Here is a 24,053-nt window from a genome sequence, read left to right on the forward strand (position 1 = left end):
CCTGACGCCGGAGGAGAGACGATGCCAGAAGCGACGCCAAGACCGGGGACGGTGCCGGGAACGGTGCCGGGGACGGTGCCCCGGGCGCGACCGGTGGACCTGGACGAGCCGGTCCGCAGGTTCGCCGAGCTCCTCGGCCCCGGGTCGGTGATCACCGATCCGGTGCGGCTGCGCACCTACGAGTGCGACGGGCTGACCCACCACCGGGTCACCCCAGGCGTCGTGGTGCTGCCGGAAAGCGCCGAGCAGGTCGCCGCCGTGGTGCGGATCTGCAACGAGTACGGCCTGCCGTTCGTGGCCAGGGGCGCCGGGACCGGGCTGTCGGGCGGGGCCCTGCCCCGATCCGACGGGGTACTGGTCGTCACCTCGAAGATGCGGCGGATCCTCTCGATCGACCTGCCGAACCGGCGGGCCACGGTGGAGCCGGGGGTCACCAACCTGGCGATCACCGAGGCGGTGCGCGACCGGGGCCGCTACTACGCGCCCGACCCCTCCAGCCAGCAGGTCTGCACGATCGGCGGGAACGTGGCCGAGAACTCCGGCGGCGCGCACTGCCTCAAGTACGGCTTCACCGTCAACCACGTGATCGGCCTGGAGATCGTCACCCCCGACGGCGACCTCGTCGAACTCTCCGAGGCCGACCCCGGCTACGACCTGCTGGGGGCGTTCGTCGGCTCGGAGGGCACCCTCGGCATCGCGACCAAGGTCGTCGTCCGGCTGAGCCGCCTCCCGGAGACCGTCACGACGCTGCTCGCGGCGTTCACCGACATCGAGGGGGGCGGGCGGGCGGTGTCGGCGATCATCGGCGGCGGCATCGTGCCGGCCGCGATCGAGATGATGGACGCGCTCGCCGTCGAGGCGGCCGAGGCGGCCGTGGCGTGCGCCTACCCCGAGGGCGCCGGCGCGGTGCTCATCGTGGAGCTGGACGGCCCCGCCGAGGAGGTCGCGCACCAGTTCGCCGAGGTCGTGCGCATCTGCCGGGACAGCGGCGCGTTCGAGCTGCGGGTGGCCGACGACCCGGCGGAGCGGGCCGCGATCTGGCGGGGCCGCAAGTCGGCGTTCGCCGCGGTGGGCCGGATCAGCCCCGCCTACATCGTGCAGGACGGCGTCGTGCCCAGGACCGCGCTGCCCGGGGTGCTGGCCGGCATCGACGCCCTCTCGGCGGAGTACGGCATCCGGGTGGCGAACGTCTTCCACGCCGGCGACGGCAACCTGCACCCGCTGGTGCTCTTCGACGACGCCGAGCCCGGCGCGGCCGAGCGGGCGGAGGCCGTCTCGGGCAGGATCCTCGACCTGTGCATCGAGCACGGCGGCTCCATCACCGGCGAGCACGGCGTGGGCGTCGACAAGTCCCGGTACATGACGAGGATGTTCTCGGGCGACGACCTCGACACCATGCAGCTGGTGCGCTGCGCCTTCGACCCGCGCGGCCTGTCGAACCCGGGCAAGATCTTCCCGACCCCCCGGCTCTGCGGTGAGGTGCCCGGGGTGCGCAAGGGCGCCCACTCGCTGGTCGAGTCCGGACGGGCGGAGCAGTTCTGATGGGATCGCCACGGGAGACGCCGGAGGCGCTGAAGGCGCCGGAGGCGCTGGAGGCGCTGCGCGGGACGGGTGTGACGATCAGGAACGCCGGCCCCGACGACGCGGTGGGCGGCGTTCCGCCGCGCTGGGTGGCCCTGCCGGAGAGCACCGCCGAGGTCGCCGCGCTGATGCGCGTGTCGGCCGCGCACGACCTGGCCGTGGTCTGCGCGGGCGAGGGCACCAGGCTCGACCGGGGCGCTCCCCCGGAACGCTGTGACCTGCTGCTCGACACCTGCTGCCTGCTGCTCGGCGACGGGTCCGGCGTCGAGCACTCCTTCGGGGACCTGGTGGCGCGGACCGGCGCGGGGATGCCGCTGGACGCCCTGGCCGCCGTGCTCGCGCGCGCCGGGCAGGAACTGGCCCTGGACGGCGTCCGGCGTGACGGCGTCGTCGGCGGGACGGTGGGCGGCACGCTCGCCACCGGGGACGCCGGCCCTCGCAGGTTCCGCCACGGCACCCCCCGGGACCTGCTGATCGGCGTCACCGTCGTGCTCGCCGACGGCACGGTCGCCGTCTCGGGCGGGAACGTCGTCAAGAACGTCGCCGGCTACGACCTGGGCAAGCTCTTCACCGGCTCGTACGGCACGCTGGGCGTCATCACCGAGGCCGTCTTCCGCCTGCACCCGCTCTCTGCGGACCGCCGCTGGGCCGGCGTCTCCCCGCCCGCCGCCGCGCTGCCCGCGCTGGTCGCCGAGCTCGCGTCCTCCCAGGCCGAGCCGAGCGCGATCGAGCTGGACTGGCCCGATCCGGCCGGCGGCGCGCCCACCGTGTGCGTGCTCCTGGAAGGGGTCGCCGCCGGCGCCCGTGCCGAGGCGCTGCGCGCGTCGATGGACGCGTACGGGACGGCGTGGGTCTCCTCGGACGCCCCGGCCTGGTGGGGGGAGTCACCGGGCGAGGAGGTGCTCGCCGAGGTGCGGGTGCCTCCCGCCGCCGCCTACCCGGCGCTGCACGCGGTCGCCGCCCGCGGGCTGCCGGTGAGCGTGCGCGGCTCGGTGGCCTCGGCGGTCCTGCGCCTCGCCCTCCCTCCCGGGACGGGCGAGGCCGAGTTCACCGGGTTCGTGACGGGCGTGCGCGAGGACCTCGCGTCTCTCGGCGGCGGGCTCACCGTGCTCGCCGCGCCGCCGGAGCTCGCCCGGGAGGTCGACCGGTGGGGCCCGTCGGGCGCGCTGGGGCTGATGCGCCGGGTCAAGGAACGGTTCGACCCCGGCCGGAGGATGTCCCCCGGCCGGTTCGTGGGAGGGATCTGATGGACCCGGAGCTCATCAACGACTGCGTGCACTGCGGGTTCTGCCTGCCCTCGTGCCCGACGTACGTCCTGTGGGGCGAGGAGATGGACTCCCCGCGCGGCCGGATCCACCTGATGAGGCAGCACGTGGAGGGCACGCCGCTGACGCCGGAGATGGCCGGGCACTTCGACGCGTGCCTGGGCTGCATGGCGTGCGTGCCGGCCTGCCCGTCCGGGGTGCGCTACGACCGGCTGATCGAGCAGACCCGGGCCGAGGTGGAGCGGACGCACGTGCGCGAGCCGGACGACCGGGCACTGCGGGCGCTGGTCTTCCAGCTCTTCCCCTACCCCCGGCGGCTGCGGGCGATGCGGCTGCCGCTGCGGCTGAGCGCCGGCCTGCGCCGCGCCGTCGCCCCCCGGCTGCGGCGGATCAACCCGTCCCTGGCGGCGATGGCCGAGCTCGCTCCACCGCCCGCCGCCCGGGTGCGGCTGCCGTCCAGGGTCACGGCGCGGGGCCGGCGCAGGGCGACGGTCGGCATGCTCACCGGGTGCGTGCAGGGGGAGTTCTTCCCCCGGGTCAACGCCGCCACCGCCCGGGTGCTCGCGATGGAGGGGTGCGACGTCGTGATCCCCCCGGGCCAGGGCTGCTGCGGGGCGCTGTCGCTGCACTCGGGCCGGGACCGGCAGGCGCTGCGGCTGGCCAGGCGGACGGTCGCCGCCTTCGAGCGGGCCGGCGTCGACACGATCGTGGTCAACGCCGCCGGCTGCGGGTCGACGATGAAGGACTACGCCGAGATCCTCGCGGAGGCGGCCGGTCCCGGCGGCGACGGGTGGGCCGACCGGGCGCGGGCCGTCAGGACCGTCGATCTGGCCGAGTACCTCGCCGAGCTGGGGCCGGTGGCCGAGCGGCACCCGCTCCGGCTCACCGTGGCCTACCACGACGCCTGCCACCTGGCCCACGCGCAGGGGGTACGGTCCCAGCCGCGCGCGCTGCTGGCGGGCATCCCCGGCCTGGAGCTGAGGGAGATCGCCGAGTCGGCGATCTGCTGCGGGTCGGCCGGGACGTACAACATCTTCCAGCCGGAGGCCGCCGCCGAGCTGGGTGACCGCAAGGCCGGGCGGGTGCTGGAGACCGGCGCCGACCTGCTGGTCTCGGCCAACCCCGGCTGCACCATGCAGATCGCCTCGGCGATCCGCCGCCGGGGGGCCTCCCCGGTCCCGACGGCGCACACCGCCCAGGTGCTCGACGCCTCCCTGCGCGGGCTCGCGGGGGTGCCGTGAGCGCGGTGCAGTCGGTCGACCGTGCCCTGGACGTGCTGGAGGCGCTGGCCGAGCGGGGCGGGGAGGCCGGCCTCTCGGAGATCGCGGCCAGGACCGGCCTGCCGTACGGGACGATCCACCGGCTGCTGCGCACGCTGCTGGCGCGGGGGTACGTGCGCCAGGAGTCGGACCGCCGCTACGCCCTGGGCGGCGCGCTGGTCCGCCTCGGCGGGGTGGCCGAGCGCATGGTCGCGGTGTGGGCGCAGCCCTACCTGGCGAAGCTGGTCGAGCTGTCGGGCGAGACGGCGAACCTGGCGGTGATGGAGGGCGACTTCGTGGTGTACGTCGCCCAGGTGTCCTCGCCCAGGAGGCTGCGGATGTTCGCCGAGGTCGGCAGGAGGGTGCTGCCGCACAGCACCGCGGTGGGCAAGGCGCTGATGGCCGACCGGCCCGACGCCGAGGTGGCGTCCCTGGTCGGGCGGACCGGCATGCCGAGAAGGACCGCCAACACGATCACCGACCTGCCGGGGATGCTCGCCGAGCTGGAGCGGGTCCGGCGCCAGGGGTACGCGATGGACCTGGGCGAGGAGGAGATCGGCGTGCACTGCCTGGCGGTGGGCGTGCACGACGGGTCGCGGACGGTCGCCGCGCTGTCGGTGTCCGGCCCGGCCGAGCGGATCTCCGCGCTCGACCTGGGGGACCTCGCCGGGGACATGCGCGCGATGGCGCGCGAGTTCGGCTCCGGACTCGGCCCCGCCGCGATCTCCGCCGGCGGCGGGACCGGCTGACGCCCCGGGGTCAGCGCCCCTGCGGCGGGGTGATGTTGAGGTTGCTGCCCTGCGGCACCGGGACCACGCTGACCTGCCCCTTCTGGATGGCCTGCCAGAGCACGGCCCCCTGCGGGCCGAGGACCTTGACCAGATCCTTGATCGACTCGATCTCGGTGCGGACCTTGGCGTTGCGCTGGGTCTGCGCGACGTTCTCCGCCTTGGCCGCCTGCTCGGAGGCCAGGGCGTCGACCAGCGTGTCCGGCGGCTCGGGCTTCTGGATGGTCAGCGAGATGTCCCCGCACCGCCCGCTGCCCGCGTAGTTCTGGTTGCAGAAGTAGTCGCCGCCGGACGTCTCCTTGATGAACTCCCGGGCGAGCTCGCCCACCCGCGTCTCCCAGGCCTGCTTCACCTTGGGGTCGTTGAACAGGCCGCGCCACTCGAACTCCTGCGAGGCGGCGTCCATGGCCCGGTCCAGCGGAACCCTCAGGTAGATGTTGAGCATCCGCCGCCAGCCGCCGGACTCCCCCTCGTCGTAGTAGGCGCCGAACTTCAGCCCGATCTTCTCGTGGAAGGTCTGCAGCGTCCTGCAGTCGGTGTTCAGCGTGAACGTCGCCACCCCGGAGACCGTCATCTCGACGTTGTCCTTCGACACCACCGACAGCGGCTTGGACTCGGCGCCGTCCGCCCCGGAGAAGTCGAAGGTCCGCTGGCCGAACGGGTAGGAGAAGCCCCGGTCTCCGGGGCCGAGCAGCGTGGCGCCGCTGGAGGGGTTGATGCACTTCTCGAACTTGATCGCCTCGAAGGTGCCTCCGGCGTAGTGCAGGACGACCTCGTCGGGCTGGGTGCTGACCCGGGAGCACGCGCTGAGCATGAATCCGGAGACCACCAGCAGGACGGCCACGAGGATCGCCCCCTTCAGCAGTGGCCGCCGGTTGACCCCGGCCTTCTGAGCGCTCATCGTTTCTCCCTTTACACCCGTTTCAGGAGTGGAAGCCTAGTGTCGCGGGGCCATGACCGGCGCCACCGCGTCGGTCGTCGACGGCTCGCTCGGGGCTTCGGCGCTCTCCGCGTCACGGCACCGTCCGGCGTCCCGCCGACCGGGCACGGGCGCTCGCGGGGCGGGTGCCGGTGCTCACGGGACGGGCGCCGGCGACCGGACCCGTCCGGCCGGACCGGGCCCGGTCCGAGGAGCGGTCAGCCGCGGGCGCGGTGGGTGGGAGAGCCGTCGGCCGCGCAGTACACCTCGACCTTGATCTCCCGCTCCTCCGACTCGAACTCGACGTAGGCCCGGCTCGCGGGGCCGCGTTCGACGTCGTCGGCCTGGAATCCCTGGGCCGGACTCCAGGACCGGAGCGTGACCAGGGCGTTCTGGCACCGGGCGATGACCCGTCCGCCCGGTGTGTCGAGCACGCCGCTCCTGCCGGCGGACACGCTGGGGGCGGCGGACGCGGTGGGCCCGGTGGGACCGGTGGCGGTGGGGGCGGCGGACGCGGTGGGTGCCTGGGTGACGGTCACCGTGACGGTCGGCGCGGGAGCGGGCCCCGTGGGCGGCGTGCCGGGGCTCGCGGTGGAGGCGGGCGCCGACGGGGCGGCCGGGGCGGTCCTCGACGGGGCGCCGGAGGTGGAGGCGGGAGCGGGAGGGGCGCCGGGCCGGGAGGAGGCCAGGACGAGGGCCTCGTCGACCTCGGCGGCCGAGAGCGGCCGCAGGCCGGTGTCCGTCAACGGCTCGCCGAGCCGGTCGATCACGGCCACCCCCGCCCCGATGGCGAGGAGGCCGGTGACCAGCCAGCCGGTCACGGCCAGAAGGAGACGCCTGCGCATGCGCCCAGCCTGCCACCTTCGGCGATAAGACGAGGTTAAGGAGTCGCTAACCGGCTTCCGGCTCCGCCAGGAAGGGGACTAACGTGGCGGCAAATGTCGAACGTGCTGCTCATCGAGGACGACGCCGCGATCCGTACCTCTCTCACCCGGGGCCTGCGCGACCGCGGTCATGCCGTGTCGTCCGCCTCGGCCGCCCTCGACGGCCTGCGGCTGGCCGTCGAGGAACGTCCCGACCTGGTCGTGCTCGACCTCGGCCTGCCCGACCTGGACGGGGCGGACCTGTTGCGGATGCTCCGCGCGGTCAGCCGGGTCCCGGTGATCGTGGCGACCGCGCGGGACGGTGACGCCGAGATGGTCCGGCTGCTGGACGCGGGCGCGGACGACTACGTGGTCAAGCCGTTCAGCGCGGCCCAGCTCGACGCCCGCATCCGGGCGGTGCTGCGGCGGGCCGCGGGCGAGGACCGGGCCGACAGCTCGGTCACCGTCGGGGGGCTGCGGATCGACCCGCGCTCCCGGGAGGCGACCCTGGACGGGACCGCGCTGGACCTCAGCCCCCGGGAGTTCGACCTGCTGCACTACCTGGCCGCCCGTCCCGGCGAGGTCGTCACCAAGCGCGAGCTGCTCACCCACGTCTGGCAGATCCCCTACGGGGGCGCCGACAAGACGGTGGACGTCCACCTGTCGTGGTTGCGCCGCAAGCTGGGCGAGACCTCCCAGGAACCGCGCTACCTGCACACCGTCAGGGGGGTCGGCGTGCGGCTGGCCGCTCCGGCATGAGGCGCTGGCTGACCCTGCTGGTCGCGGCGACCACCTCCCTGGTGCTGATCGCGCTGCTGGTCCCGCTGGCGCTCCTGGTCCGCACGGTGGCGGCGGGCGCGGCGGTCGGCGAGGCCGAGAGCGAGGCCCAGTCGGTCGCGGTGGCGGTCGGCGCGGTGGACGCCGAGACCCTGTGGCTCACCGTCGAGCAGGCCGCGCACCCGGTCACCGTCTTCCTCCCCGGCGGTCAGGTCGTGGGCGTTCCCGCGCCGCGCTCGGCCGCCGTGGAGCTGGCCTCGCTGGGGCGCAGCGTCACCGCCGCCGCGCCCGGCGGCCGGGAGATCCTGGTCGCGGTCCAGGGCGTGGCCTCCGGCGGCACCGCGGTGGTCCGCGTCTTCCTGGACGACGACCGGCTGACCAGGGGGGTGTTCCAGGTCTGGGCCGGGCTCGCCGCGCTCGGCCTGGCCCTGGTCGTGCTGGGCGTCCTGGTCGGCGACCGGCTGGCCCGCGCGGTGATCAGGCCGATCACCGCGCTCGCGGGGGTGTCGCACCGCCTGGCCTCCGGTGACCTGTCGGCCAGGACCGTGCCCCAGGGCCCGGCCGAGGTGCACGCGGTCGGGGTCGCCCTCAACCACCTGGCCGAGCGGATCACCGGCCTGCTGGCCGAGGAACGGGAGGGCGTCGCCGACCTGTCGCACCGCCTGCGGACGCCGCTGACCGGGCTGAGGCTGGAGGCCGAGTCGCTGACCGACCCGGAGGAGTCGGCCAGGATCGAGGCGCGGGTGGACGCCCTGGAGCGCGCCGTGACCTCGGTGATCACCGAGGCGAGGCGGCGGGCGCGCGGCCGGGCCGAGTGCGACGCGGCGGCGGTGACCGGCGCCAGGGTCGCGTTCTGGTCGGTGCTGGCCGAGGACCAGTCGCGGGACTTCACGCTCGATCTCGCGCCCGGCCCGCTTCCGGTCGGCGTCGCCGAGGACGATCTGGCCGCCTGCGTGGACGCGCTGCTGGGCAACGTCTTCGCGCACACCCCCGAGGGGGTGTCGTTCTCCGTACGGCTGGAGGCGGCCCGGGGCGGCGCGCTGCTTGCCGTCTCCGACGACGGGCCGGGTTTCGCCACGTCCGACCCGTCGAGGCGCGGCGAGAGCGGGGCCGACTCGACCGGGCTCGGCCTGGACATCGCCCGCCGCACGGCCGAGTCGGCGGGCGGCTCGCTCTCGCTGGGGACCTCCGGGCGGGGCGGGGCGGAGGTGGTGCTGTTCCTGCCGGCCGGGAACGCCGGGGAGCGGACGACCGGCCCGGCTCCGGGGGAACGGCCCGGCGGCCCGGCTCCCGGGGAACGACCGGTCAGCCAGGCTCCCGGGGAACGGCCGGCCGGTCCGGGTCCCGCGGGAGGAGGTTCATCACCATGATCACGCCGTGTGGCTCCTGGTCGTCGGCGTGCAGCGGGGAGAGCTCGACCCCGATCCTGGCGGGCCGCCCCCTGCGGTTCACCCCGTCCACGACGACGCTCTCGCGGTGGCCGTTACCGGAGGCGGACCCGTTCTGCACCGTTCCCTGCATCCGGGAGAGGATCTCCTCGACGGGCAGGCCGATGTCCAGGGCGACCAGCCGGCAGCCGACCGCCTCGTCGGCGCGCAGGCCCCACAGCTCCTCCGCCCCCGGGCTCCAGACCAGCACCCGCAGCTCGGTGTCGACCACGGCCACGGCGTCGCCGAGGCTGCGCACCACCGAGGAGACCAGGACGGTGGCGCGCTTGAGCTCGTCGCTGCGCGCGTTCAGGGTGTCGTTGATCTGCTGGAGCTCGTCGTTGGTGGACTGCAGCTCCTCGTTCATCGTCTCCAGTTCCTCGTTGGTGGACTGCAGCTCCTCGTTCGTGGTCTCCAGTTCCTCGTTCGTGGACTGCAGCTCCTCGTTGGTCGTCTCCATCTCCTCGTTGGTCGACTGCAGCTCCTCGTAGGCGTGCTCCAGCTCCCGGTTCGTCTGCTCCAGCCGGTCGCGGAGCTGCCGGTAGCGCGTCACGTCGTGGAAGTTGACGCCCACGCCCACCAGCTCGCCGCCCGGATCCGTCAGGGGCACGACGGCGATGTCGAAGTAGCTGGTCTCGGGCGCGTTCGGCCGGTGCCAGGCCACGTCCTGCAGTTCGGCGACGCGCAGGTCCAGCTCCACCTGCTCGATCACCGAGCGGAGCTCGACCGGCCGGTAGGACACCTCCAGGTCCTGGAACGGCCGACCGATGTCGCGGGCGTTGAGGTTGAACAGCCGCTCGGCGCGCGTGTTCGCCAGCGCGAGGTTGCGGGAGCGGTCCAGCGCGATCTGCGCGACCGGGCCGCTGGCCAGCGCCGCCGCCTGCAGCACCGTGTGCCGCACGTACGGGCGGGCCGGCGCGGTGCCCGTGCCGGCCGCCCAGGTGGCGCGGTCGGCGGCCGGCGGAGCGCCGATCTTCTTGAACAGCCTCATCCTGAGGTTGACCGGCTCGAACCTGTCGCCGTGGTTGAGCAGCATCTCGGCCTTGCCCAGGAAGAGGTAGCCGGGGTCGGAGAGCGCGAAGTGGAAGCGGCGGACGATGCTGAGCTGGGTCTCGCCGTTGAAGTACATCAGCGTGTTGCGGGCCAGCAGCAGGTCGACGCGGGAGATCGGCGCGTCGCGCGTGAGGTCGTTGCGCCCGAAGATCAGCTGGCGGCGCAGGTCGCGCCGGAACGCGAACCCGGTCTCCACGGCCTCGAAGTAGGTCTCGCGCATCCCGTCGGGCAGCTCGGCGAGCTGGCGCTCGGAGTAGACGGCCGTGCGCGCCGTCTGCAGGGCCTTCTGGTCCAGGTCGGTGGCGTAGATCTTGACCCGCTCGCGGAACTCGTCGACGCCGAGCTCCTCGGCCAGCACCATCGCGAGGCTGTAGGCCTCCTCGCCGGTGGCGCAGCCCGCGCTCCACACCCGGATCCCCGCGCCCGGCGCCTTGCTCGCCAGCAGGGAGGGGACCACGCTCTCCCGGAGCGTCTGCCAGGCGGCCGGATCGCGGAAGAAGGCGGTGACGTTGATCAGCAGGCTGTCGAAGAGCCGGTTGAACTCCTCCGGCTCCAGCTCCAGATAATCACGGTATTCACCGTAATCATGGAGCTTGAGCGCTTCCAGTCGCCTGCTGATACGGCGCATAAGGGTGGTGCGCTTATACCCCGTGAAGTCGAAGCCGCGCGTTTCCTTCAGCATGAGGAGCAGGTCGTCGAATTCACGTTCGTCATCGGGCGTCACGGTGTCAGCCTAGGCCCGTCACGGGCCGCTCCGTGAAACAAGGTCGTCACCGGTGCCGTCGATGCGGTTCTGGAGCATCCGCATCGTCTCCAGTGCCTTCCCGGTCTCCTCGGCGTCCCGCCGCAGCCGCCGCGACGAGTGGTTCCTGCCCTTCGACTCGGCGCGCTCGACCATGCGGCCGAGCAGCCGCAACCGCTCCTCCAGCCGCAGGATCGCCGTCCACAGGGCCCGCTCCACGGCCTCGGCCTGGCCCGCGGCCAGCCCCTGCGGGGACCACGCGTGGCCCACCCGGCACCCGTAGTACGTCTCGGGCCCGGCCGCCGTCTCGTACACCGGGCCACCGCACTCGGGGCAGCTCAGCGCGGTGAGGTCCCCCTCGTGCGCCTCGCTCCCCCCGGTGAGCAGGTAGCGGGCGACGTCCCTCTCGACGGCCGCGTCCCTGGCCGGGCCCTCGGCGACGGGGGTGAGGCTCTGCCGCACGAGCCATGCGGCGATCTCCTTCACGGGGAGGCTCTCCGCGCTCCCCGCCGCGGCCAGGGCGGCGCGGGGCATCCCGTCGAACGTGCTCTCCAGCGGGTCCTGGACGGCGACCGCGCCGCCGTGACGCTCCACGACCGAGCTCCCCCTCGCGCCGTCGTCGAGCGTGCCGCTCAGCACGACGGCGAGCGTGCGGGAGCCTCCCTCCAGCGCCGCGCTGAGGAACAACGGGTCCGCGGCCGGGCGGTGCCCGTTGTACCGGGGGCCGCGCACCAGCCTGACCGCCCCCTCCTTGACCAGCAGGTGCCGGTCGGGAGGCGCCACGTGGACGTGGCCGTGACGCAGGCGCTCCCCGTCCCTGGCCGGGGTGACCGGCAGGGGCCCGGCCCGGTCGAGGATGCCGGCGAGCGCGCTCTCACCCCGCGCCGGCAGGTGGAGCACCACCAGGACGGCGGCGGCGAGATCGGCGGGAAGCTCCGCCATCAGGGCGCGCAGCGCCTCCACCCCGCCCGCCGAGGCGGCGACCACGACCAGGTCACGTCCATGCGAAACTGCCATGTTCGGCCTCTATCCAGTCGAGGCCCATTCATACTGGAGGCCGGAGAATTATCGGCGGAGCCGTGAAAACCCCCGTGAAGGGTATGGCCACTATATGGACATGTCGGTCTATGTCATTCATCAGTATGGCGACACGGCTCTGGTCGCCGTGCTGGGTGAAATGGACGCCTTCAACTACCGGCTCCTGGAGTCGGAGCTGGAGTCCCTGATGGTGGGGGGTACGCGGCACATCCTGGTGGACGCCGGCGAGCTGCTCTTCTGCGACGTCAGCGGGGCCCGGGCCCTGGAACGGGTGCACCGGAGTCTCCGCGCGGCCGGAGGGGAGCTGTTCGTCGTCCCCTCCCCGGCCGTGGTGCGGCTGTTCACCGTGCTCTGGGGAGCGCAGGAGCCCGGCCACCCGGGCCTGGTGACCAGCTTCGGGCTGGGCGAGCTCTCCGGCGTCCCGGCACTCCCCGCCCGGCATGTCCCGAGGCTGCGCCGTATCGGTGCCGGGCGCCGCGGGCGAAGGGGCTCGGTCCCGCTCGTCGGAGCCGTCTCGCCGGAGGCGCCCGGCGCCCGGACGGGCTCCCCGGTTCCGGCCTCCCCTGCCGCCCGGACCGCACGGGTCGTCCGGGAGGGCGTCACACCCGCGCGGGACGCGCCGGCCCTCGCGGGCGAGGTCGCGAGGTCCTCGGGCGCCGGGCGCGCGCCGCACCCCGCGCTGGAGCGGTCGGCGCGCCTGAGACGGGAGGCGGCGGCGCGCCTGGAGACGCTGCACCACCGCACCCGGGCGACCTGCGCGAAACTGGCCGAGATGCACGACCTCCGACTCACCCTGCACGCCGGGCTGGACACCCATGTCGCGGTACGCGCCGCGGTGCGAACGGCCTGCGACGATCACGCCCGATGGATGAGGGAGGGCAGGGCGTACCTCCTCCCCCTCCCGTCCACGACCGGAACCCCGGCGGGAGCGGTGACCGCGGCGGGGACGGCCTCGGGAGCGGGGACGGGAGTGGGGGCGGCGACCGGTCCGAGGACGGGGGGCGGGTCCAGGACGGAGGCGGGGAAGGCCGCCGGGGCCGACACCCGCTGAGCCGGCGCCGCCGGGCCACGGCACGCCGACGCCCGGCCCGGGTTACCGGGGGCCGGAGCGGAAAGCATGGTGTCATGGCCACCGACGCCGGGTCCCGCGACAGCCACGACCCCGACCACCCGCACGGATCGTCCGGTGAACCGTCGGGCGGTTCTTCCGGCGGGCCGCCGGACGGGAGCGGCGGTCGAGGCGAGCGGGGCGGGTCGCCCGAGCCGGGCGAACGAGGCGACCGGGGCGGGCTCCCCGAGCGGAGCGACCGGGGCGAGCGTGCCCGCGAACGCATCGAACAGGCCGCCGAGCGGGGCGAGCAGGCCGCGCGGCGCCGGTACGAGCTCGCCGACGGCGCCACCCCCGCGTCCGGCGCCGAGCGGGCGGTTCACGCCGACGCCCGGCTGGAACAGGCACGCTCACGGGCCGAGCGGGCCGGAGAACGCGCGGTGGCCGGTTACCGGTCCGCCGCGCGAGCGCACAGGGACGCGGCCGTCGGCCACGAACGGGCGGCGGCGGTGGGGAGCGGGGACGCCGAGGACCACCGGCTCCGGGCGCTCGAACACCTCCGTCAGGCCGCCGCCGACGAGCACCGGGCGACCATGGCCGAGCAGACCGGCCCGGCCGCACGCACCGACGCTCCCAGACCCCCCGGACCTCCCGAGCGCCCCGACGGACCCGAACACCTCGAGGTCACCGAAGGCCCCGAAGGTCCCGAAGGCCGGGGACGGAGCGCCTCCTGAGGACGTCAGGCGCGACCGCGGCCGGTCAGCAGGACTTGAGCACGCCCTCCATGGCGTCCTTCTCCGCGGACGTCACCCAGAGGCTGTACTTGATCTTCACGCGGATCTGGCGTTCGACGTAGGGGCATCGGTAGGCACGGCGCGGCGGCAGCCAGGTCGCCGCGTCCCCGGCACCCTTCTGGCTGTTCAGCGGCCCGTCCACGGCCAGCAGGTTCAGCGGGTCGTTGGCCAGCTCCCTGCGCTTGGACGCGCTCAACTGCTGGGCGCCCTTCTGCCACGCGTCGGCGAGCGCGATCACGTGGTCGATCTGCACCGCCATGCTGGTCCTGGTGCCGCGTTCGAACTTGATGGTCTTGCCGCTGTAGGGGTCCTCCAGGACGCCGGACTGCACGACGCAGCCGTCCTCGCCCCTCTTGAAGACCTCTTCCTTCAGGTCGCGCACGAGGATGTCGTTGCGGGTGTCGCAGCCGTTCCTGTCGACGTCCGACCACGCCGGGCCGAACTTGTCGCGGTCGAACCCGGTCATCGGGGCGCGACCCTTGACCTCGAGCTTCCTCAGGTCCTTGAGGGTCGCGGACGCGGACTCACCGCCGCCGCCGGAGGAGCCCGCCTTCTCGTCGGTCCCCCCCGCCATCGGGCCACAGCCCGCGATCACGAACCCGGCCGTCGCGACGGCCACACCCCGTACCAGCGCAGCCCGCACCATGCCACCCCTCACCCGTGCTCACCACCTCTGAAGTGGCAAATTATCCCAGATCCCGGCTCTTAACCGTAAAAGCGTCATGCTCTCACTGCCAATGCGAAAAGCCCCGGCCTGTCTCATGGGGCCTTTTTCCTCATCCTCGATGTGACCTGGCCTTATGTCCAGAAAGGAGAGGGGGCGAGAACACCGGTCGAATGGATTTTCACGGAGCGTTGCCATCGACCCGTCAAAGCGGAGGTGCTCTAATGGCAAAGAACACTCACACAGGGTGAGTGAACGAACACGCAGAGGATTCGCATGAGTGAGATCTCGGCGCGTCATCCCCACCTCGCGCGAGCCGTGACCGGGCTCGCCGTCGCCGTGACCGTCCTGCTGCCGACCTGCGGGGCCGCCTCCGCCGCGGTCCACAGCCGGGCGGCCGATGCCCGCCGGCCCGGGGTGACCCCGCTCCCGGCCGGCTCGGCGTGCCCGTCCAACAGCCTCTGCCTCTACCGTGACCACGGTTTCGGCGGACCGGCCTACAGCGTCCCCGCCGGCTACCCGGTCGACCTGAACGAGCTGTGGATGCCGGGCGGGACGACCGGCACCGCCGCCGACAGCGTCTCGTCCTGGTTCAACAACACCGGCTACACCGTCTCGCTGATCGACCACGCGAGCACGAACCGCGCGCTCCAGCCCGGCCACCCGCTGGAGGAACCGCCCGAGACCGACGACACCGCCGACGCCGTCGACTGGCTCTCCTGACGCCCGCCGGCACCGTCCCCTTCCTCCCGCCGGCCGGGCGGCGAGAGGAAGGCCCCGGGTCGCGAGAGGCCCCGGGTCGCGACAGATCCCGGACCGCGAGAGGCTCGGGGCGCCGGATCAGGTGATCGCGGCGCGTCAGGTGATCAGGATGCCGCCGTCGACCGGGATCACCGCACCGGTGACGTACGAGGCGGCGTCCGAGGCGAGAAAGATCGCGGTGGCGACGAGCTCGGCCGGGTCGCCGGCGCGCTTCATCAGCACCCGGTGCTCCAGTTGCCAGGCCATGTACTCCTTGGCGTACTGCTCGGTCATCTCCGAGGCGAAGAACCCGGGCTCGACGCAGTTGACCCGGATGCCCCGGCGGCCCGTCCACTGCTGGGCGAGGTCGCGGGTGAGGCCGACGACCCCGGCCTTGGAGGCGCTGTAGGCGGCCTGCGGCAGCCCGGCGGTCGTCTCCCCCAGCACGCTGCCGACGTTGACGATGGAGGAACCGGGCTTCATGACCCTGGCGCAGGCCTGCGCCATCCAGTAGGTGCCGTGCAGGTTGATCTCCACCACCTGGCGGAACTGCTCGGGGGTCTCCTTGAGCGCCGGGACCGCCGTGCCGACACCGGCGTTGTTGATCAGAACGTCCACCCCGCCCAGCTCGGAGACCGCCGCGGCCACCAGCGCCTGGCAGTCCTCCGGCACGGTCACGTCGGTGACGACGGCCAGGCATCGCCTGCCGGTCTCCTCGACCAACGCCCGGGTCTCCTCCAGGCGATCCTTGCGGCGCGCGCCGATCACGATGTCCGCGCCGGCCTCGGCCAGGCCTCGCGCGAACGCGACGCCGAGCCCCGAGGAGGCACCCGTGACGATCGCGACCTTGCCGTCCAGACGGAAGCGCTCCAGCATCCCGTTCCTCCCTCACCGACCCAATGTGCCGAATGAGATTCTAGAGGCTGGCGTCCGGCCCGTCCGTGAGGGGACCCTCACGGACGGGCCGGACGCGAAACGGGTGGGAGCCGGCCGGGTACGGCGGCGACGCGTACGAGGACGCGCGCGTGCCCGCGATCCGCTACAGCCCGTACTCCTTGGTGATCCGCTCGTGCCGCTCCACCTCGACGTCGACGGTCCTGGCCAGGTCGAGCCAGGCCAGCGGGTGGACCCAGCGCTCGGTGGCATCGTCCAGCAGTGCGTCGACCTCGACCGGACTGGTGTCCGGCGGGACCGCGATCCAGCCGAACACGCCGGGCAGCCGCTCACCCGAGGTCGGGTGGCTGACCGTGTAGTCGTCGTCGCTGTAGACCCACATCGGCCAGCCGCGCTCGGCCAGGACCTCGTTGAACTCGGTCCAGTCGGCCTGGCTGGGGGCGGCGCCGTCGAAGAACCAGCTCGTGTACCCGCCGGGACGGAGCATGCTGACCGCGGCGAAGGGCGGGACGAAGTTCTCCTGCTCCTCGGGGGTCTCCGGGATCGGCTCCAGCAGCTGCGGCTCGAACACGACCAGGTCCCCGGCGTTGTACTCCATGCCGGGGGGCTGCGGGATGGCCAGGCGCGCGGTCGCGGGACCGGTGCGCACGCTCAGCACCTGGCGCTGGCTGCCGTCGGGAGCGGGAAGGATGATGCGCACCAGGCCCATCTCCTCCTCGATCGGCCCCTCGGTCGACTGGATCGGCATACCGATCTTGGCGGCGCCCAGGCGTACGGTCTCCCAGTCCTCGGCGGCCGAGGCCATGACGACCATCCGCCAGACGTCCTGCTGCTCGATCTCCTCGGAGTCGACGAGGTCACGCAGGATGCTCGCGCCCTTGGCGTTGTCGCCGAGCTGCTGCACGGACGCGGACCACAGGCGAGCCGCCTCGATGCCGGCACCCGCGCCGGCCGCCGCCTCACCCTCGGCCGCGGCCTGCTCCCAGCGCTCACGCGCGGTGTGCAGGCGGCCCAGGGCCATGTGACGCTGCGCGGCGGGAAGCCGCTCGGCCATCTGCTCCAGGCGCTCGTCCTGGCGGGCCTCGATCAGCAGGCTGCTGAGGTACGCCGAGTCCTGCGGGTCGGCGTTCTCGATGTCACCGGACTCGACCAGCATGGACCAGTAGATGTCGGCGCCCTTGGCCGGGTAGCCGAGGAAACCCAGCGTGGTGGTGTGGCGCCGGGTCGCCTCCAGGTCCCGGCCCGACAGCGGGGCCAGCCAGCCCACCCAGCGCTCCGGGTCGGCGTTGAATCCGTCCGCGGCGTCGAAGTAGCCGACCAGCTCCGCCTCCGGCCCGGGGGCCGGGAGCGGGGTGGCCTCGTCGGCGGCGGCGCGCAGCGCGGCGATCCGCTCCGCCACGTCGCCGGGGCTCTTGAGCTCCCCGGCCGCCGAATCGGCCAGGTCGGCCAGGAGCCGGGCCTGCCAGACGCCCTGGCGGGCGACGGCCAGCTCGCCGGCGATGAGCGCCAGCTCGACCCTGGCCCGGTAGCCGCCCATCATGGCGAAGTAGTCGATCCACTGCTTGAGCACCCGGCCGAGCTGCCAGGTGTTGGTGATCTGGGCCGATCCGGCCAGCAGGCGGATGGCGTGCGACCACTCGACCCAGACCCGGGGGTGGTCCCCGACCACGTCGAGGTCGGGCAGCGCGTCGACCGCCTCCTGCACCCGGCCGAGGGTGGCGAGCACGAGCGCGCGGAGCACGCCCTCGCGGTGGGCCTTGGCCACCGGGTCGTCGGGCTTGAAACCGGCCGCGGCGTCGAGCGCGGTGAGCGCGTCCTCGGCGCGGCCCGCGGCGAGCAGCGCACGGGCCGAGGCCGCTCCCAGCTCCCAGCTCGCCTCGCGTCCCGCGCCGCCCAGCGTCTCCACGGCGGTCTCGGCGTGCAGGACGGCCTCCTGGACGCGTCCCGCGTCGATCAGTGCCGCCACGTGGTGCTCGGCCACGGCGGAGAAGGCCGGGGAGGCGGGCTCGACGTCCAGCGCGGTGAGCGCGGCCAGCCGCTCGTCGGCGTAGCCGGGCCCGTCGGTGTTCGCCCGCGCGATGGCCAGCGCCACGACGGCGCCGGGGGTGGCCGGGCACTCGCGGACGTCCTCACGAGCGGTGAACTCGACGAGCGTCTCGGCGTCGGCCAGCGCGACCGCCCCCTGCGCGCGGTCGCCCACGCGGCCGATCAGGTGCCAGTAGCGGGCGTAGAACTCCAGCCAGGGCAGTTGCAGGTTCTCCGCCTGCTGCGCGATCGCGGGCGCGAGCACGTCGAGCTGCGCGTAACGGCCCTCCAGAGCCTGCGCGGGAACATCTCCGATCGCCATGGCCAGACCGGTGTTACCTGCTTCGTGCAGTTGCCGCTGGGTGTCGCCGACCCAGGCCCAGATGTCCACGTCCATGGGACGTCAGTCTGCCAGGTCGGGAAGGATGCCCCAAACGACATGGCCTCCCGGACGCCCGGCGAGGCCGGTCCGGGTCTCGCCGCAGACCCGCCGCAGACCCTCCGGAGTTCCACCGGAGCCCGGCCCGAGTCCCGACGGAACCCGCCCGGAGTCCCGCCGGGCCGGTGACGCGCTCCCGGCGGCGCGGCCTCGGGGCGCGGCCGGCGGCGGTGTCCGGCGGCCGGAGATGTGTCCACATCCGGTCACGATCCACGGTCCCGCCAGGAGCCGGGGACGGGCGGACCCAGAGGAAGGGCTCACCGGCCGGGGACGACCCGGGTCCGGAGGGCGAACGCGCCGGTCGGGGCCGGGGGGCTCAGAGGGTGAGCTCGCCGGAGGCGACCAGGACGGCGGGGCCGGCCAGGTAGCTGGTGTCCTCGTCGAGGGTGACGGTGACGGTGCCGCCCGGTATCTCGACCGCCCAGGTGCCGGTGCTCTCACCGGCCAGCCGTGCCGCGGCCACGGCCGAGGCGACCGCGCCGGTCCCGCAGGAGCGTGTCTCCCCCGAGCCGCGCTCGAAGACCCGCATGACGACGCGGCGTGGACCGACCGGGTTGAGCAGCTCGACGTTGACCCCGGAGGGGAACACCTCGGGGTCGAACGCGGGCGCGCCGCTCAGGTCGAGCTGCGCCACCGGGTCGCCGATGACGCAGGCCAGGTGCGGGTTGCCCATGTCGACGTGGAGCCCCTCGTACCCGCGGCCCGCCACGGTCGCCCGGCTCGTCCCCAGCACCCGGGGCGGGCCCATGTCCACGGTCACGTCACCGGTCTCCGCCAGCCGTACGCGCCGGATCCCGCCGCGGGTGGCGACGGCGAACTCCCCCGGCTCGGCCAGCCCCGCGTCGACGAGGTAGCGGGCGAAGACCCGCGTCCCGTTGCCGCACATCTCGGCGATGCCGCCGTCGGCGTTGCGGTAGTCCATGAACCACTCGGCCTCGGCCGCCTGGGCGGACACCTCCGGGCTGAGCTTCGTCCGCGTCACGCGCAGCACGCCGTCCGCGCCGATCCCGGCGCGGCGGTCGCACACCGCCGCCACGAACGCGGCGGACAGCTCCAGCTCACCGTCCGGGTCGGGGAGGATGACGAAGTCGTTCTCGGTACCGTGCCCCTTCACGAATCGCATACCCCGACTCTATCGGGGTCCCTCCACGGACCCGCCGCCCCGGCGGGCCACCCCGGCGGGCCACCGTACCCGTGGAGGGGCCGGACGTCTCGGCGGCCGTGCCCCGGACGGCGTCCTGGTCAGCCGCGGATCGCGGCGAGCGCGCGGCCCAGCAGGTCGGGATCGCGCTGCGGCAGCCAGATCACCCGGGGATCGCGGCGGAACCACGACTCCTGGCGGCGGACGAACCTGCGCGTCGCCCGGATCGTCTCCTGCCGGGCCTCCTCCTCGGTGCACTCCCCGCCGAGGAAGCGCAGCACCTGCGCGTAGCCCAGGGCCCGGCTGGCCGTACGTCCCCCGGCGAGCCCGCGGGCGGCGAGCTCCTCCACCTCCGCCACCAGGCCGTCCCGCCACATGCGCTCGACCCGCGCCTCGATCCGGGCGTCCAGCACGTCCCTGGGCACCTCCACCCCGAGTTGAACGCTGTCGTAGACGGCGTCGTACGACGGCATCGTGGCCGAGAACGGCCGGCCGGAGATCTCGATGACCTCCAGGGCGCGGACGATCCTGCGGCCGTTGCCGGGCAGGATCGTCCCGGCGGCCTTCGGGTCGCGCTCGCGGAGCCGCTCGTACAGCGGTGCGGGACCGCCCAGGGCCAGTTCCGCCTCCAGGCGGGCCCGGACCTCGGGGTCGGTGCCGGGGAACTCCAGATCGTCCAGGGCGGCCCGCACGTACAGCCCGGAGCCGCCCACCAGGATCGGCACCGTCCCGGCCGCCCTCAGCCCGTCGATCAGGGGCCGGACCAGCGCCTGGTACTCGGCCGCGCTGGCCGTCCTGGTCACGTCCCAGACGTCCAGCAGGTGGTGGGGCACGCCGCGGCGCTCGGCCACGGAGAGCTTCGCCGTCCCGATGTCCATTCCCCGGTAGAGCTGCATGGAGTCGGTGTTGATCACCTCGCCCCCCAGTTCGAGAGCGAGGTCCACGGCCAGGTCGGATTTACCGGCCGCGGTCGGGCCGACGACGGCGATGACGGGTAGCTGAGGCACAGGGCAAGTCTGCCAACTCGCCGGGTGTGCGCGGGAGGCGAGACGTCCGCGCCCCGGGCCGCGCCCCGGTCGCCCGTCGCGCGGTCCGGGACGGTCCCCTTCGAGGCGACCCCCTTCGAGCCGGTCCCCACCGAGCCGGTCCCCGCCGGGTCGGGCTCCGTCAGGCCGGTCCTCGCCGGGTCAGTCCCAGTCGAGCGTCGGCTGGAGGTATCCCTCCAGGGTGAGCAGCCGCCGTTTCGACTCCACGCCGTCGCCACCGCTGAACCCGCCGAGCCCGTTGCCGGCGACCACCCGATGGCAGGGCACGATGACGGGGATCGGATTGGCCCCCATGATCGACCCGATGGCCCGCGCCGGGACGCCCGTCCCGCTGCGGGCGGCCAGCTCGCCGTAGGTCACCGCGTGGCCGTAGGGGACGGTCTCGTACAGGACGCCCAGCACTCTGCGCTGCACGGGCGAGGCGAGCCGCCAGTCCAGCGGGACCTCGAAGACCCGCAGTCCTCCGGCGTAGTAGTCGGCGAGCTCGCCGAGGACGACCTCGGTCCTGCCGGGATCGTACGCCTCCTCCAGCCTCAGCCGATCCAGCAGGCGGGCCCTGATCCACGACGGATCGCCCCAGCCGGTGCCCGCCACCCCGTCCTCGGTCACGGCGACGACCATGTCTCCCAGCGGCGTGGGGAGGCTCCCGAACGCCACGGTTCCCGTCATCCTCTGGTGTCCCTCCGCGAGCTCGGCGCACCCGCCCCTGGGCCCCGCCTGCCCGCCACCGTAACCACGACGGACGACATTTTCCTGGCTTTCCCGGCTTCTGGAGCTTCTCGGGCTCCGGGCTCCGGGCTCCCGGAGCTTCCCGGCCCATCGAGCCCCCCGACTCCCACGGGACGCGCCGGAAGAATGGGAGGGGATGGGCACGCACGGCGCGCCCATCCCCCGGCCGTATCACGCCGTCGCCGGAGAACGTGCCCGCGCATCCGTCAGGTCCCCGCCGTGCTCGACGGCGGCGACCCGGGGCCCACCGAACCCTGCTCTCCCCTGTCGTCGTCACCACGCTGGGGACGAATGACGACGCTGCAGCAGGCTTCGGCTTCCGGTAAGGGAACTTTCGAGATGGAATGCCAAGGCCTTCCATCCGTATCGGGCCGGATGCTTTCACGGTCGGCCGGCCGCTCATTTCCAGCGAGCGCAATGCCGGCCATTCCCCGCCGAACCCTTCTCCCGGTCGTGCGGTACGGTGTGGCGACAAGAATCCTGATCGGCCGGTCCCCCGTCAAGGTGGGACGCGCGTATCGGGACGGCGGGATGAGGAAACACCCCCTGAACTGCGGTTGTGGCGGACCCGCGGGACGTTGTGGTGGGATGACGCCGTGGATGGACCGCCACAGGGGGCACTCCGTGACCGAACATGATCTTCAGGAGTTCGCCGGTTATCTACGGGGCATGAAGGAGCGGACCGGGCGAAGCTACGAGGCGCTCGCGAAACGAGCGGGAATCAGCAGTTCGGCGATTCACCGTTACTGTTCCGGAAAAGGGCTGCCCGCCGACTTCAGCACGGTGGAGCGCATAGCCAGGGTGTGCGGGGCCCACTCCGACGAACTGCTCGAACTTCATCGCCGGTGGATCCGCGCCGAGGCGGCACAGTCGTGGGCCAAGGCCGAGGGGGCGCCGACCGTCCCCAAGGACGCGAACGGCGCGGAACCCTCCGCCCCCTCCGACCCCTCCGAGGAGCGGGAAAAGGCCGTCACCGGTGACGAGCCCGCGGAGGGCGACGCCTCGGCGCCCGCCGCCCCGGTGCCCGCCTCCCCTCCGGACGAACCGGGGAGGCAGGCGGGCAGACCGTCCCGTACCCGGCGCTGGCTCGTGGTGGCGGCCGTGGTGCTGGGCTGCTCCGTGGCGGCGGCCGCCGCCACGGCGGCGATCATGAGCACGACGGCCGCGACGCCGGCGCCCTCACCGGTCGTCTCGGCGACGTCGGAGGACGGGCGCCTCCTGCTCTCCCGGGCCTGCCCCCCGATCATGGGGCTGGGAGAGCACGACGAGTGCGTCCGGGAACTGCAGAGACTCCTGCTGAAGGCGGGCGGGCTCGTACAGGTCGACGCCGACTTCGGGCCGGGGACCCTGCGGCACGTGGTGGCGTTCCAGGTGCTGGCGGGGCTGGAACCCAACGGCCTGGTCGACGACGCCACCAAGCGCGTCCTGTACCAGGGCACCGTGAAGATGCTCAGGTGGCCGCCCCAGAAGGTGGAGAGCCGGATCAGGGAGGTCTTTCCCGAGGAGCCGGACCGCGCGGTCGGCATCGCCAAGTGCATGTCGTTCCTCGACCAGTACTACTCCCTGCCCAACGTCAACGGCACGCGCAACTGGGGCGTCTTCCAGATCTCCGACCGGAGGCTGGCCGAGCTGGAAGGCACCCCGCTGAAGGCGTTCGACCCCGAGTGGAACATCCAGGCGGCCCGGCGGCTGTGGAGCCAGAACCGGGACTTCAGCCACTGGGAGAACTGCGACCAGACCTATCGCGGGTCGACTCCGAGCCCGGATCCCAAGAAGAAGGGGAGACCGACCCCGGGGGCCGGGAAGAGCTCGAAACCGAGCCCCGGACCCGGGCGCGACGAGAACGCCCGCTGAGCCGGACCCGGAGCGCCGTTCCCCTCATGCCGCCCGGTGGGGGCGGGCTCCGGCGCCCGGCCTGACGCGGTACGGGCTCGGCGTCCGGCCTTGACGGTTCGGCTCCGGCGTCCGGCCCGACGCGGTGCCGGGGTGTGTCCTGCCGGGTCACTCCGTCCAGCGGGCGACGAAGTACCCGACGCCGTACGGGGCGTCGTCGTAGAGGATCTCGGCGCGCAGGGCTCCGCCGAGACCGTCGAGGACCTGAAGGGCGGCGCGTCCCTGCACCCAGAGCTCGGCGGCCTCGGCGACGTCCAGAGCCGGAACCTCGGCGCGGGCGAGCGCGTCGACGATCGCACGGTCGTACGACTCGGCGCGGGGGTCGAGGTAGCCGGGGGACTTCTCGGTGAGGCGGGCCGACCCGTCGGCCATGACGAGCAACGCCGTCCGCCCCGCCCCCTCCGTCAGCCGCCGTCCCAGGTCCGCGCACTCCGCGGGGGCCGCGTCGAAGGAGATCGCGTGGAAGGCCGACGCGTCCAGGTGTTCCTCGTGCAGGAGCCGGCGGCCGATCGTCAGGGAGAGAGGCAGCACGGCCTCTCCCTCACCGACCCGGACGTCGACCCCCCAGGGGGCGAGGCTCCCGGCGGCGTCCGCGCCGTACGCGGCGGACCTGCTCGCACCGCCCACCACCGCGATCGTGTCGGCTCCGGCGTCGCCCAGCGACCTCACCGCGGCCGCGCAGGCCGCCCGGAGATCGTCGAGTTCCGCGGCGGCGGCCCCGGCCAGCTCCGGGACGAGCAGCGGGGGATGCGGGCACACGGCCGCGGCGACGAGCATCCGGCCAGCCTAACGGTGCCCGGCCGGCGTCCGGCGGGTGCCCGGCAACGGTGTCCGACGGGTGCCGGCCGGGTGCCCGGCGACGTACCCGGTGGACGGCCGGCGGGTACCCGGCGGGCGTCCGGCGGGGTGCCGCGCCCGGAACCGTCC

The 24,053-nt window shown here is 73.7% G+C and carries 21 protein-coding genes; 10 read left to right on the plus strand and 11 right to left on the minus strand.

Annotated elements, in window-relative coordinates; genetic code table 11:
- Positions 1–21: 21 nt before the first annotated feature.
- From AB0G16_RS10875 to AB0G16_RS10890, 4 genes are read left to right on the plus strand one after another with little or no spacing between them, the layout of a single operon-like run.
- Positions 22–1,542, plus strand: a complete 1,521-nt coding sequence (locus AB0G16_RS10875; RefSeq protein ID WP_362802057.1) for an FAD-linked oxidase C-terminal domain-containing protein — start codon at positions 22–24, stop codon at positions 1,540–1,542.
- Positions 1,542–2,828 (plus strand): FAD-binding oxidoreductase, encoded by a 1,287-nt coding sequence (locus AB0G16_RS10880; protein ID WP_362802060.1) that lies wholly within the window; start codon positions 1,542–1,544, stop codon positions 2,826–2,828. The genes AB0G16_RS10875 and AB0G16_RS10880 overlap by 1 nt, the downstream gene beginning before the upstream one ends.
- Positions 2,828–4,087 carry a heterodisulfide reductase-related iron-sulfur binding cluster gene (locus tag AB0G16_RS10885; protein ID WP_362802063.1) on the plus strand — a complete coding sequence of 420 codons (1,260 nt, stop codon included), beginning with the start codon at positions 2,828–2,830 and terminating at the stop codon, positions 4,085–4,087. The genes AB0G16_RS10880 and AB0G16_RS10885 overlap by 1 nt, the downstream gene beginning before the upstream one ends.
- Complete coding sequence (locus AB0G16_RS10890) at positions 4,084–4,854, plus strand: IclR family transcriptional regulator (RefSeq protein WP_362802066.1); 771 nt, start codon at positions 4,084–4,086, stop codon at positions 4,852–4,854. Before AB0G16_RS10885 ends, AB0G16_RS10890 begins: the two co-directional genes overlap by 4 nt.
- Before the next feature lie 10 nt (positions 4,855–4,864).
- Here AB0G16_RS10890 and AB0G16_RS10895 read toward each other — a convergent pair whose 3' ends face one another.
- Positions 4,865–5,794, minus strand: a complete 930-nt coding sequence (locus AB0G16_RS10895) for a hypothetical protein (protein WP_362802069.1) — start codon at positions 5,792–5,794, stop codon at positions 4,865–4,867.
- A 236-nt stretch (positions 5,795–6,030) separates the two neighbouring features.
- The gene (locus AB0G16_RS10900; protein ID WP_362802071.1) at positions 6,031–6,657 is read right to left on the minus strand and encodes a hypothetical protein; all 627 of its coding nucleotides are present in this window, start codon (positions 6,655–6,657) and stop codon (positions 6,031–6,033) included.
- Positions 6,658–6,750: 93 nt separating this feature from the next.
- On the opposite strand from AB0G16_RS10900, the gene AB0G16_RS10905 reads away from it, so the two are divergent.
- Both AB0G16_RS10905 and AB0G16_RS10910 read left to right on the plus strand, forming a co-directional pair.
- Positions 6,751–7,434, plus strand: coding sequence for a response regulator transcription factor (locus tag AB0G16_RS10905; protein WP_362802073.1), 684 nt, complete (start codon positions 6,751–6,753; stop codon positions 7,432–7,434).
- The gene (locus tag AB0G16_RS10910) at positions 7,431–8,822 is read left to right on the plus strand and encodes a HAMP domain-containing sensor histidine kinase (protein ID WP_362802076.1); all 1,392 of its coding nucleotides are present in this window, start codon (positions 7,431–7,433) and stop codon (positions 8,820–8,822) included. Before AB0G16_RS10905 ends, AB0G16_RS10910 begins: the two co-directional genes overlap by 4 nt.
- Here AB0G16_RS10910 and AB0G16_RS10915 read toward each other — a convergent pair.
- Together AB0G16_RS10915 and AB0G16_RS10920 are read right to left on the minus strand one after the other, a co-directional pair.
- Positions 8,758–10,656 carry a CheR family methyltransferase gene (locus tag AB0G16_RS10915; RefSeq protein WP_362802079.1) on the minus strand — a complete coding sequence of 633 codons (1,899 nt, stop codon included), beginning with the start codon at positions 10,654–10,656 and terminating at the stop codon, positions 8,758–8,760. The genes AB0G16_RS10910 and AB0G16_RS10915 overlap by 65 nt on opposite strands.
- An 18-nt stretch (positions 10,657–10,674) precedes the next feature.
- A complete protein-coding gene (locus tag AB0G16_RS10920) occupies positions 10,675–11,691 on the minus strand; it encodes a chemotaxis protein CheB (protein ID WP_362802082.1) in 1,017 nt (338 codons plus the stop codon).
- Between the two features lie 100 nt (positions 11,692–11,791).
- On the opposite strand from AB0G16_RS10920, the gene AB0G16_RS10925 reads away from it, so the two are divergent.
- Positions 11,792–12,763: an STAS domain-containing protein gene (locus AB0G16_RS10925; protein ID WP_362802085.1), complete on the plus strand. Its 972-nt coding sequence runs from the start codon at positions 11,792–11,794 to the stop codon at positions 12,761–12,763.
- Positions 12,764–12,837: 74 nt separating this feature from the next.
- Complete coding sequence (locus AB0G16_RS10930; protein WP_362802088.1) at positions 12,838–13,494, plus strand: hypothetical protein; 657 nt, start codon at positions 12,838–12,840, stop codon at positions 13,492–13,494.
- 25 nt (positions 13,495–13,519) lie between these two features.
- On the opposite strand, the gene AB0G16_RS10935 is transcribed toward AB0G16_RS10930, so the two are convergent.
- Positions 13,520–14,200, minus strand: a complete 681-nt coding sequence (locus tag AB0G16_RS10935; protein WP_362802091.1) for an HNH endonuclease family protein — start codon at positions 14,198–14,200, stop codon at positions 13,520–13,522.
- 294 nt (positions 14,201–14,494) lie between these two features.
- On the opposite strand from AB0G16_RS10935, the gene AB0G16_RS10940 reads away from it, so the two are divergent.
- The gene (locus tag AB0G16_RS10940) at positions 14,495–14,941 is read left to right on the plus strand and encodes a peptidase inhibitor family I36 protein (protein ID WP_362802093.1); all 447 of its coding nucleotides are present in this window, start codon (positions 14,495–14,497) and stop codon (positions 14,939–14,941) included.
- Positions 14,942–15,076: 135 nt separating this feature from the next.
- Here the strand turns inward: AB0G16_RS10940 and AB0G16_RS10945 are convergent, their stop codons facing one another.
- The 5 genes from AB0G16_RS10945 to AB0G16_RS10965 all read right to left on the minus strand — a co-directional run bounded on the left by AB0G16_RS10945 (position 15,077) and on the right by AB0G16_RS10965 (position 21,173).
- Positions 15,077–15,835 carry an SDR family oxidoreductase gene (locus AB0G16_RS10945; RefSeq protein ID WP_362802096.1) on the minus strand — a complete coding sequence of 253 codons (759 nt, stop codon included), beginning with the start codon at positions 15,833–15,835 and terminating at the stop codon, positions 15,077–15,079.
- A 163-nt stretch (positions 15,836–15,998) separates the two neighbouring features.
- The gene (locus AB0G16_RS10950; protein WP_362802099.1) at positions 15,999–18,275 is read right to left on the minus strand and encodes a tetratricopeptide repeat protein; all 2,277 of its coding nucleotides are present in this window, start codon (positions 18,273–18,275) and stop codon (positions 15,999–16,001) included.
- Between the two features lie 358 nt (positions 18,276–18,633).
- The gene (gene dapF, locus AB0G16_RS10955; RefSeq protein WP_362802101.1) at positions 18,634–19,440 is read right to left on the minus strand and encodes a diaminopimelate epimerase; all 807 of its coding nucleotides are present in this window, start codon (positions 19,438–19,440) and stop codon (positions 18,634–18,636) included.
- Positions 19,441–19,559: 119 nt separating this feature from the next.
- Positions 19,560–20,465 carry a tRNA (adenosine(37)-N6)-dimethylallyltransferase MiaA gene (gene miaA, locus AB0G16_RS10960; protein WP_362802104.1) on the minus strand — a complete coding sequence of 302 codons (906 nt, stop codon included), beginning with the start codon at positions 20,463–20,465 and terminating at the stop codon, positions 19,560–19,562.
- A 180-nt stretch (positions 20,466–20,645) separates the two neighbouring features.
- Complete coding sequence (locus tag AB0G16_RS10965; protein WP_362802107.1) at positions 20,646–21,173, minus strand: methylated-DNA--[protein]-cysteine S-methyltransferase; 528 nt, start codon at positions 21,171–21,173, stop codon at positions 20,646–20,648.
- A gap of 684 nt (positions 21,174–21,857) precedes the next feature.
- Between AB0G16_RS10965 and AB0G16_RS10970 the strand changes: the two genes are divergently transcribed.
- Positions 21,858–23,087, plus strand: coding sequence for a helix-turn-helix domain-containing protein (locus AB0G16_RS10970; RefSeq protein WP_362802110.1), 1,230 nt, complete (start codon positions 21,858–21,860; stop codon positions 23,085–23,087).
- A gap of 147 nt (positions 23,088–23,234) precedes the next feature.
- On the opposite strand, the gene AB0G16_RS10975 is transcribed toward AB0G16_RS10970, so the two are convergent.
- Entirely contained in the window at positions 23,235–23,903 is a 669-nt protein-coding gene (locus AB0G16_RS10975) for a class III extradiol dioxygenase subunit B-like domain-containing protein (protein WP_362802113.1), read from the minus strand.
- Positions 23,904–24,053 lie beyond the last annotated feature (150 nt).

It is taken from the genome of Streptosporangium sp. NPDC023615 (assembly GCF_040640155.1).
In the GTDB taxonomy this organism is placed as follows: domain Bacteria; phylum Actinomycetota; class Actinomycetes; order Streptosporangiales; family Streptosporangiaceae; genus Streptosporangium.

What these genes read in the sequence shown, in the direction of transcription:
- AB0G16_RS10885 (WP_362802063.1), top strand. Translation starts at nt 2,828, where the DNA reads ATGGACCCGGAGCTCATCAACGACTGCGTGCACTGCGGGTTCTGCCTG.
- AB0G16_RS10910 (WP_362802076.1), top strand. Translation starts at nt 7,431, where the DNA reads ATGAGGCGCTGGCTGACCCTGCTGGTCGCGGCGACCACCTCCCTGGTG.
- AB0G16_RS10940 (WP_362802093.1), top strand. Translation starts at nt 14,495, where the DNA reads ATGAGTGAGATCTCGGCGCGTCATCCCCACCTCGCGCGAGCCGTGACC.
- AB0G16_RS10895 (WP_362802069.1), bottom strand. Translation starts at nt 5,794, where the DNA reads ATGAGCGCTCAGAAGGCCGGGGTCAACCGGCGGCCACTGCTGAAGGGG.
- AB0G16_RS10920 (WP_362802082.1), bottom strand. Translation starts at nt 11,691, where the DNA reads ATGGCAGTTTCGCATGGACGTGACCTGGTCGTGGTCGCCGCCTCGGCG.
- dapF (WP_362802101.1), bottom strand. Translation starts at nt 19,440, where the DNA reads ATGCGATTCGTGAAGGGGCACGGTACCGAGAACGACTTCGTCATCCTC.
- AB0G16_RS10900 (WP_362802071.1), bottom strand. Translation starts at nt 6,657, where the DNA reads ATGCGCAGGCGTCTCCTTCTGGCCGTGACCGGCTGGCTGGTCACCGGC.
- AB0G16_RS10945 (WP_362802096.1), bottom strand. Translation starts at nt 15,835, where the DNA reads ATGCTGGAGCGCTTCCGTCTGGACGGCAAGGTCGCGATCGTCACGGGT.
- AB0G16_RS10875 (WP_362802057.1), top strand. Translation starts at nt 22, where the DNA reads ATGCCAGAAGCGACGCCAAGACCGGGGACGGTGCCGGGAACGGTGCCG.
- AB0G16_RS10925 (WP_362802085.1), top strand. Translation starts at nt 11,792, where the DNA reads ATGTCGGTCTATGTCATTCATCAGTATGGCGACACGGCTCTGGTCGCC.
- AB0G16_RS10930 (WP_362802088.1), top strand. Translation starts at nt 12,838, where the DNA reads ATGGCCACCGACGCCGGGTCCCGCGACAGCCACGACCCCGACCACCCG.
- AB0G16_RS10880 (WP_362802060.1), top strand. Translation starts at nt 1,542, where the DNA reads ATGGGATCGCCACGGGAGACGCCGGAGGCGCTGAAGGCGCCGGAGGCG.
- AB0G16_RS10905 (WP_362802073.1), top strand. Translation starts at nt 6,751, where the DNA reads ATGTCGAACGTGCTGCTCATCGAGGACGACGCCGCGATCCGTACCTCT.
- AB0G16_RS10975 (WP_362802113.1), bottom strand. Translation starts at nt 23,903, where the DNA reads ATGCTCGTCGCCGCGGCCGTGTGCCCGCATCCCCCGCTGCTCGTCCCG.
- AB0G16_RS10965 (WP_362802107.1), bottom strand. Translation starts at nt 21,173, where the DNA reads ATGACGGGAACCGTGGCGTTCGGGAGCCTCCCCACGCCGCTGGGAGAC.
- AB0G16_RS10935 (WP_362802091.1), bottom strand. Translation starts at nt 14,200, where the DNA reads ATGGTGCGGGCTGCGCTGGTACGGGGTGTGGCCGTCGCGACGGCCGGG.
- AB0G16_RS10950 (WP_362802099.1), bottom strand. Translation starts at nt 18,275, where the DNA reads ATGGACGTGGACATCTGGGCCTGGGTCGGCGACACCCAGCGGCAACTG.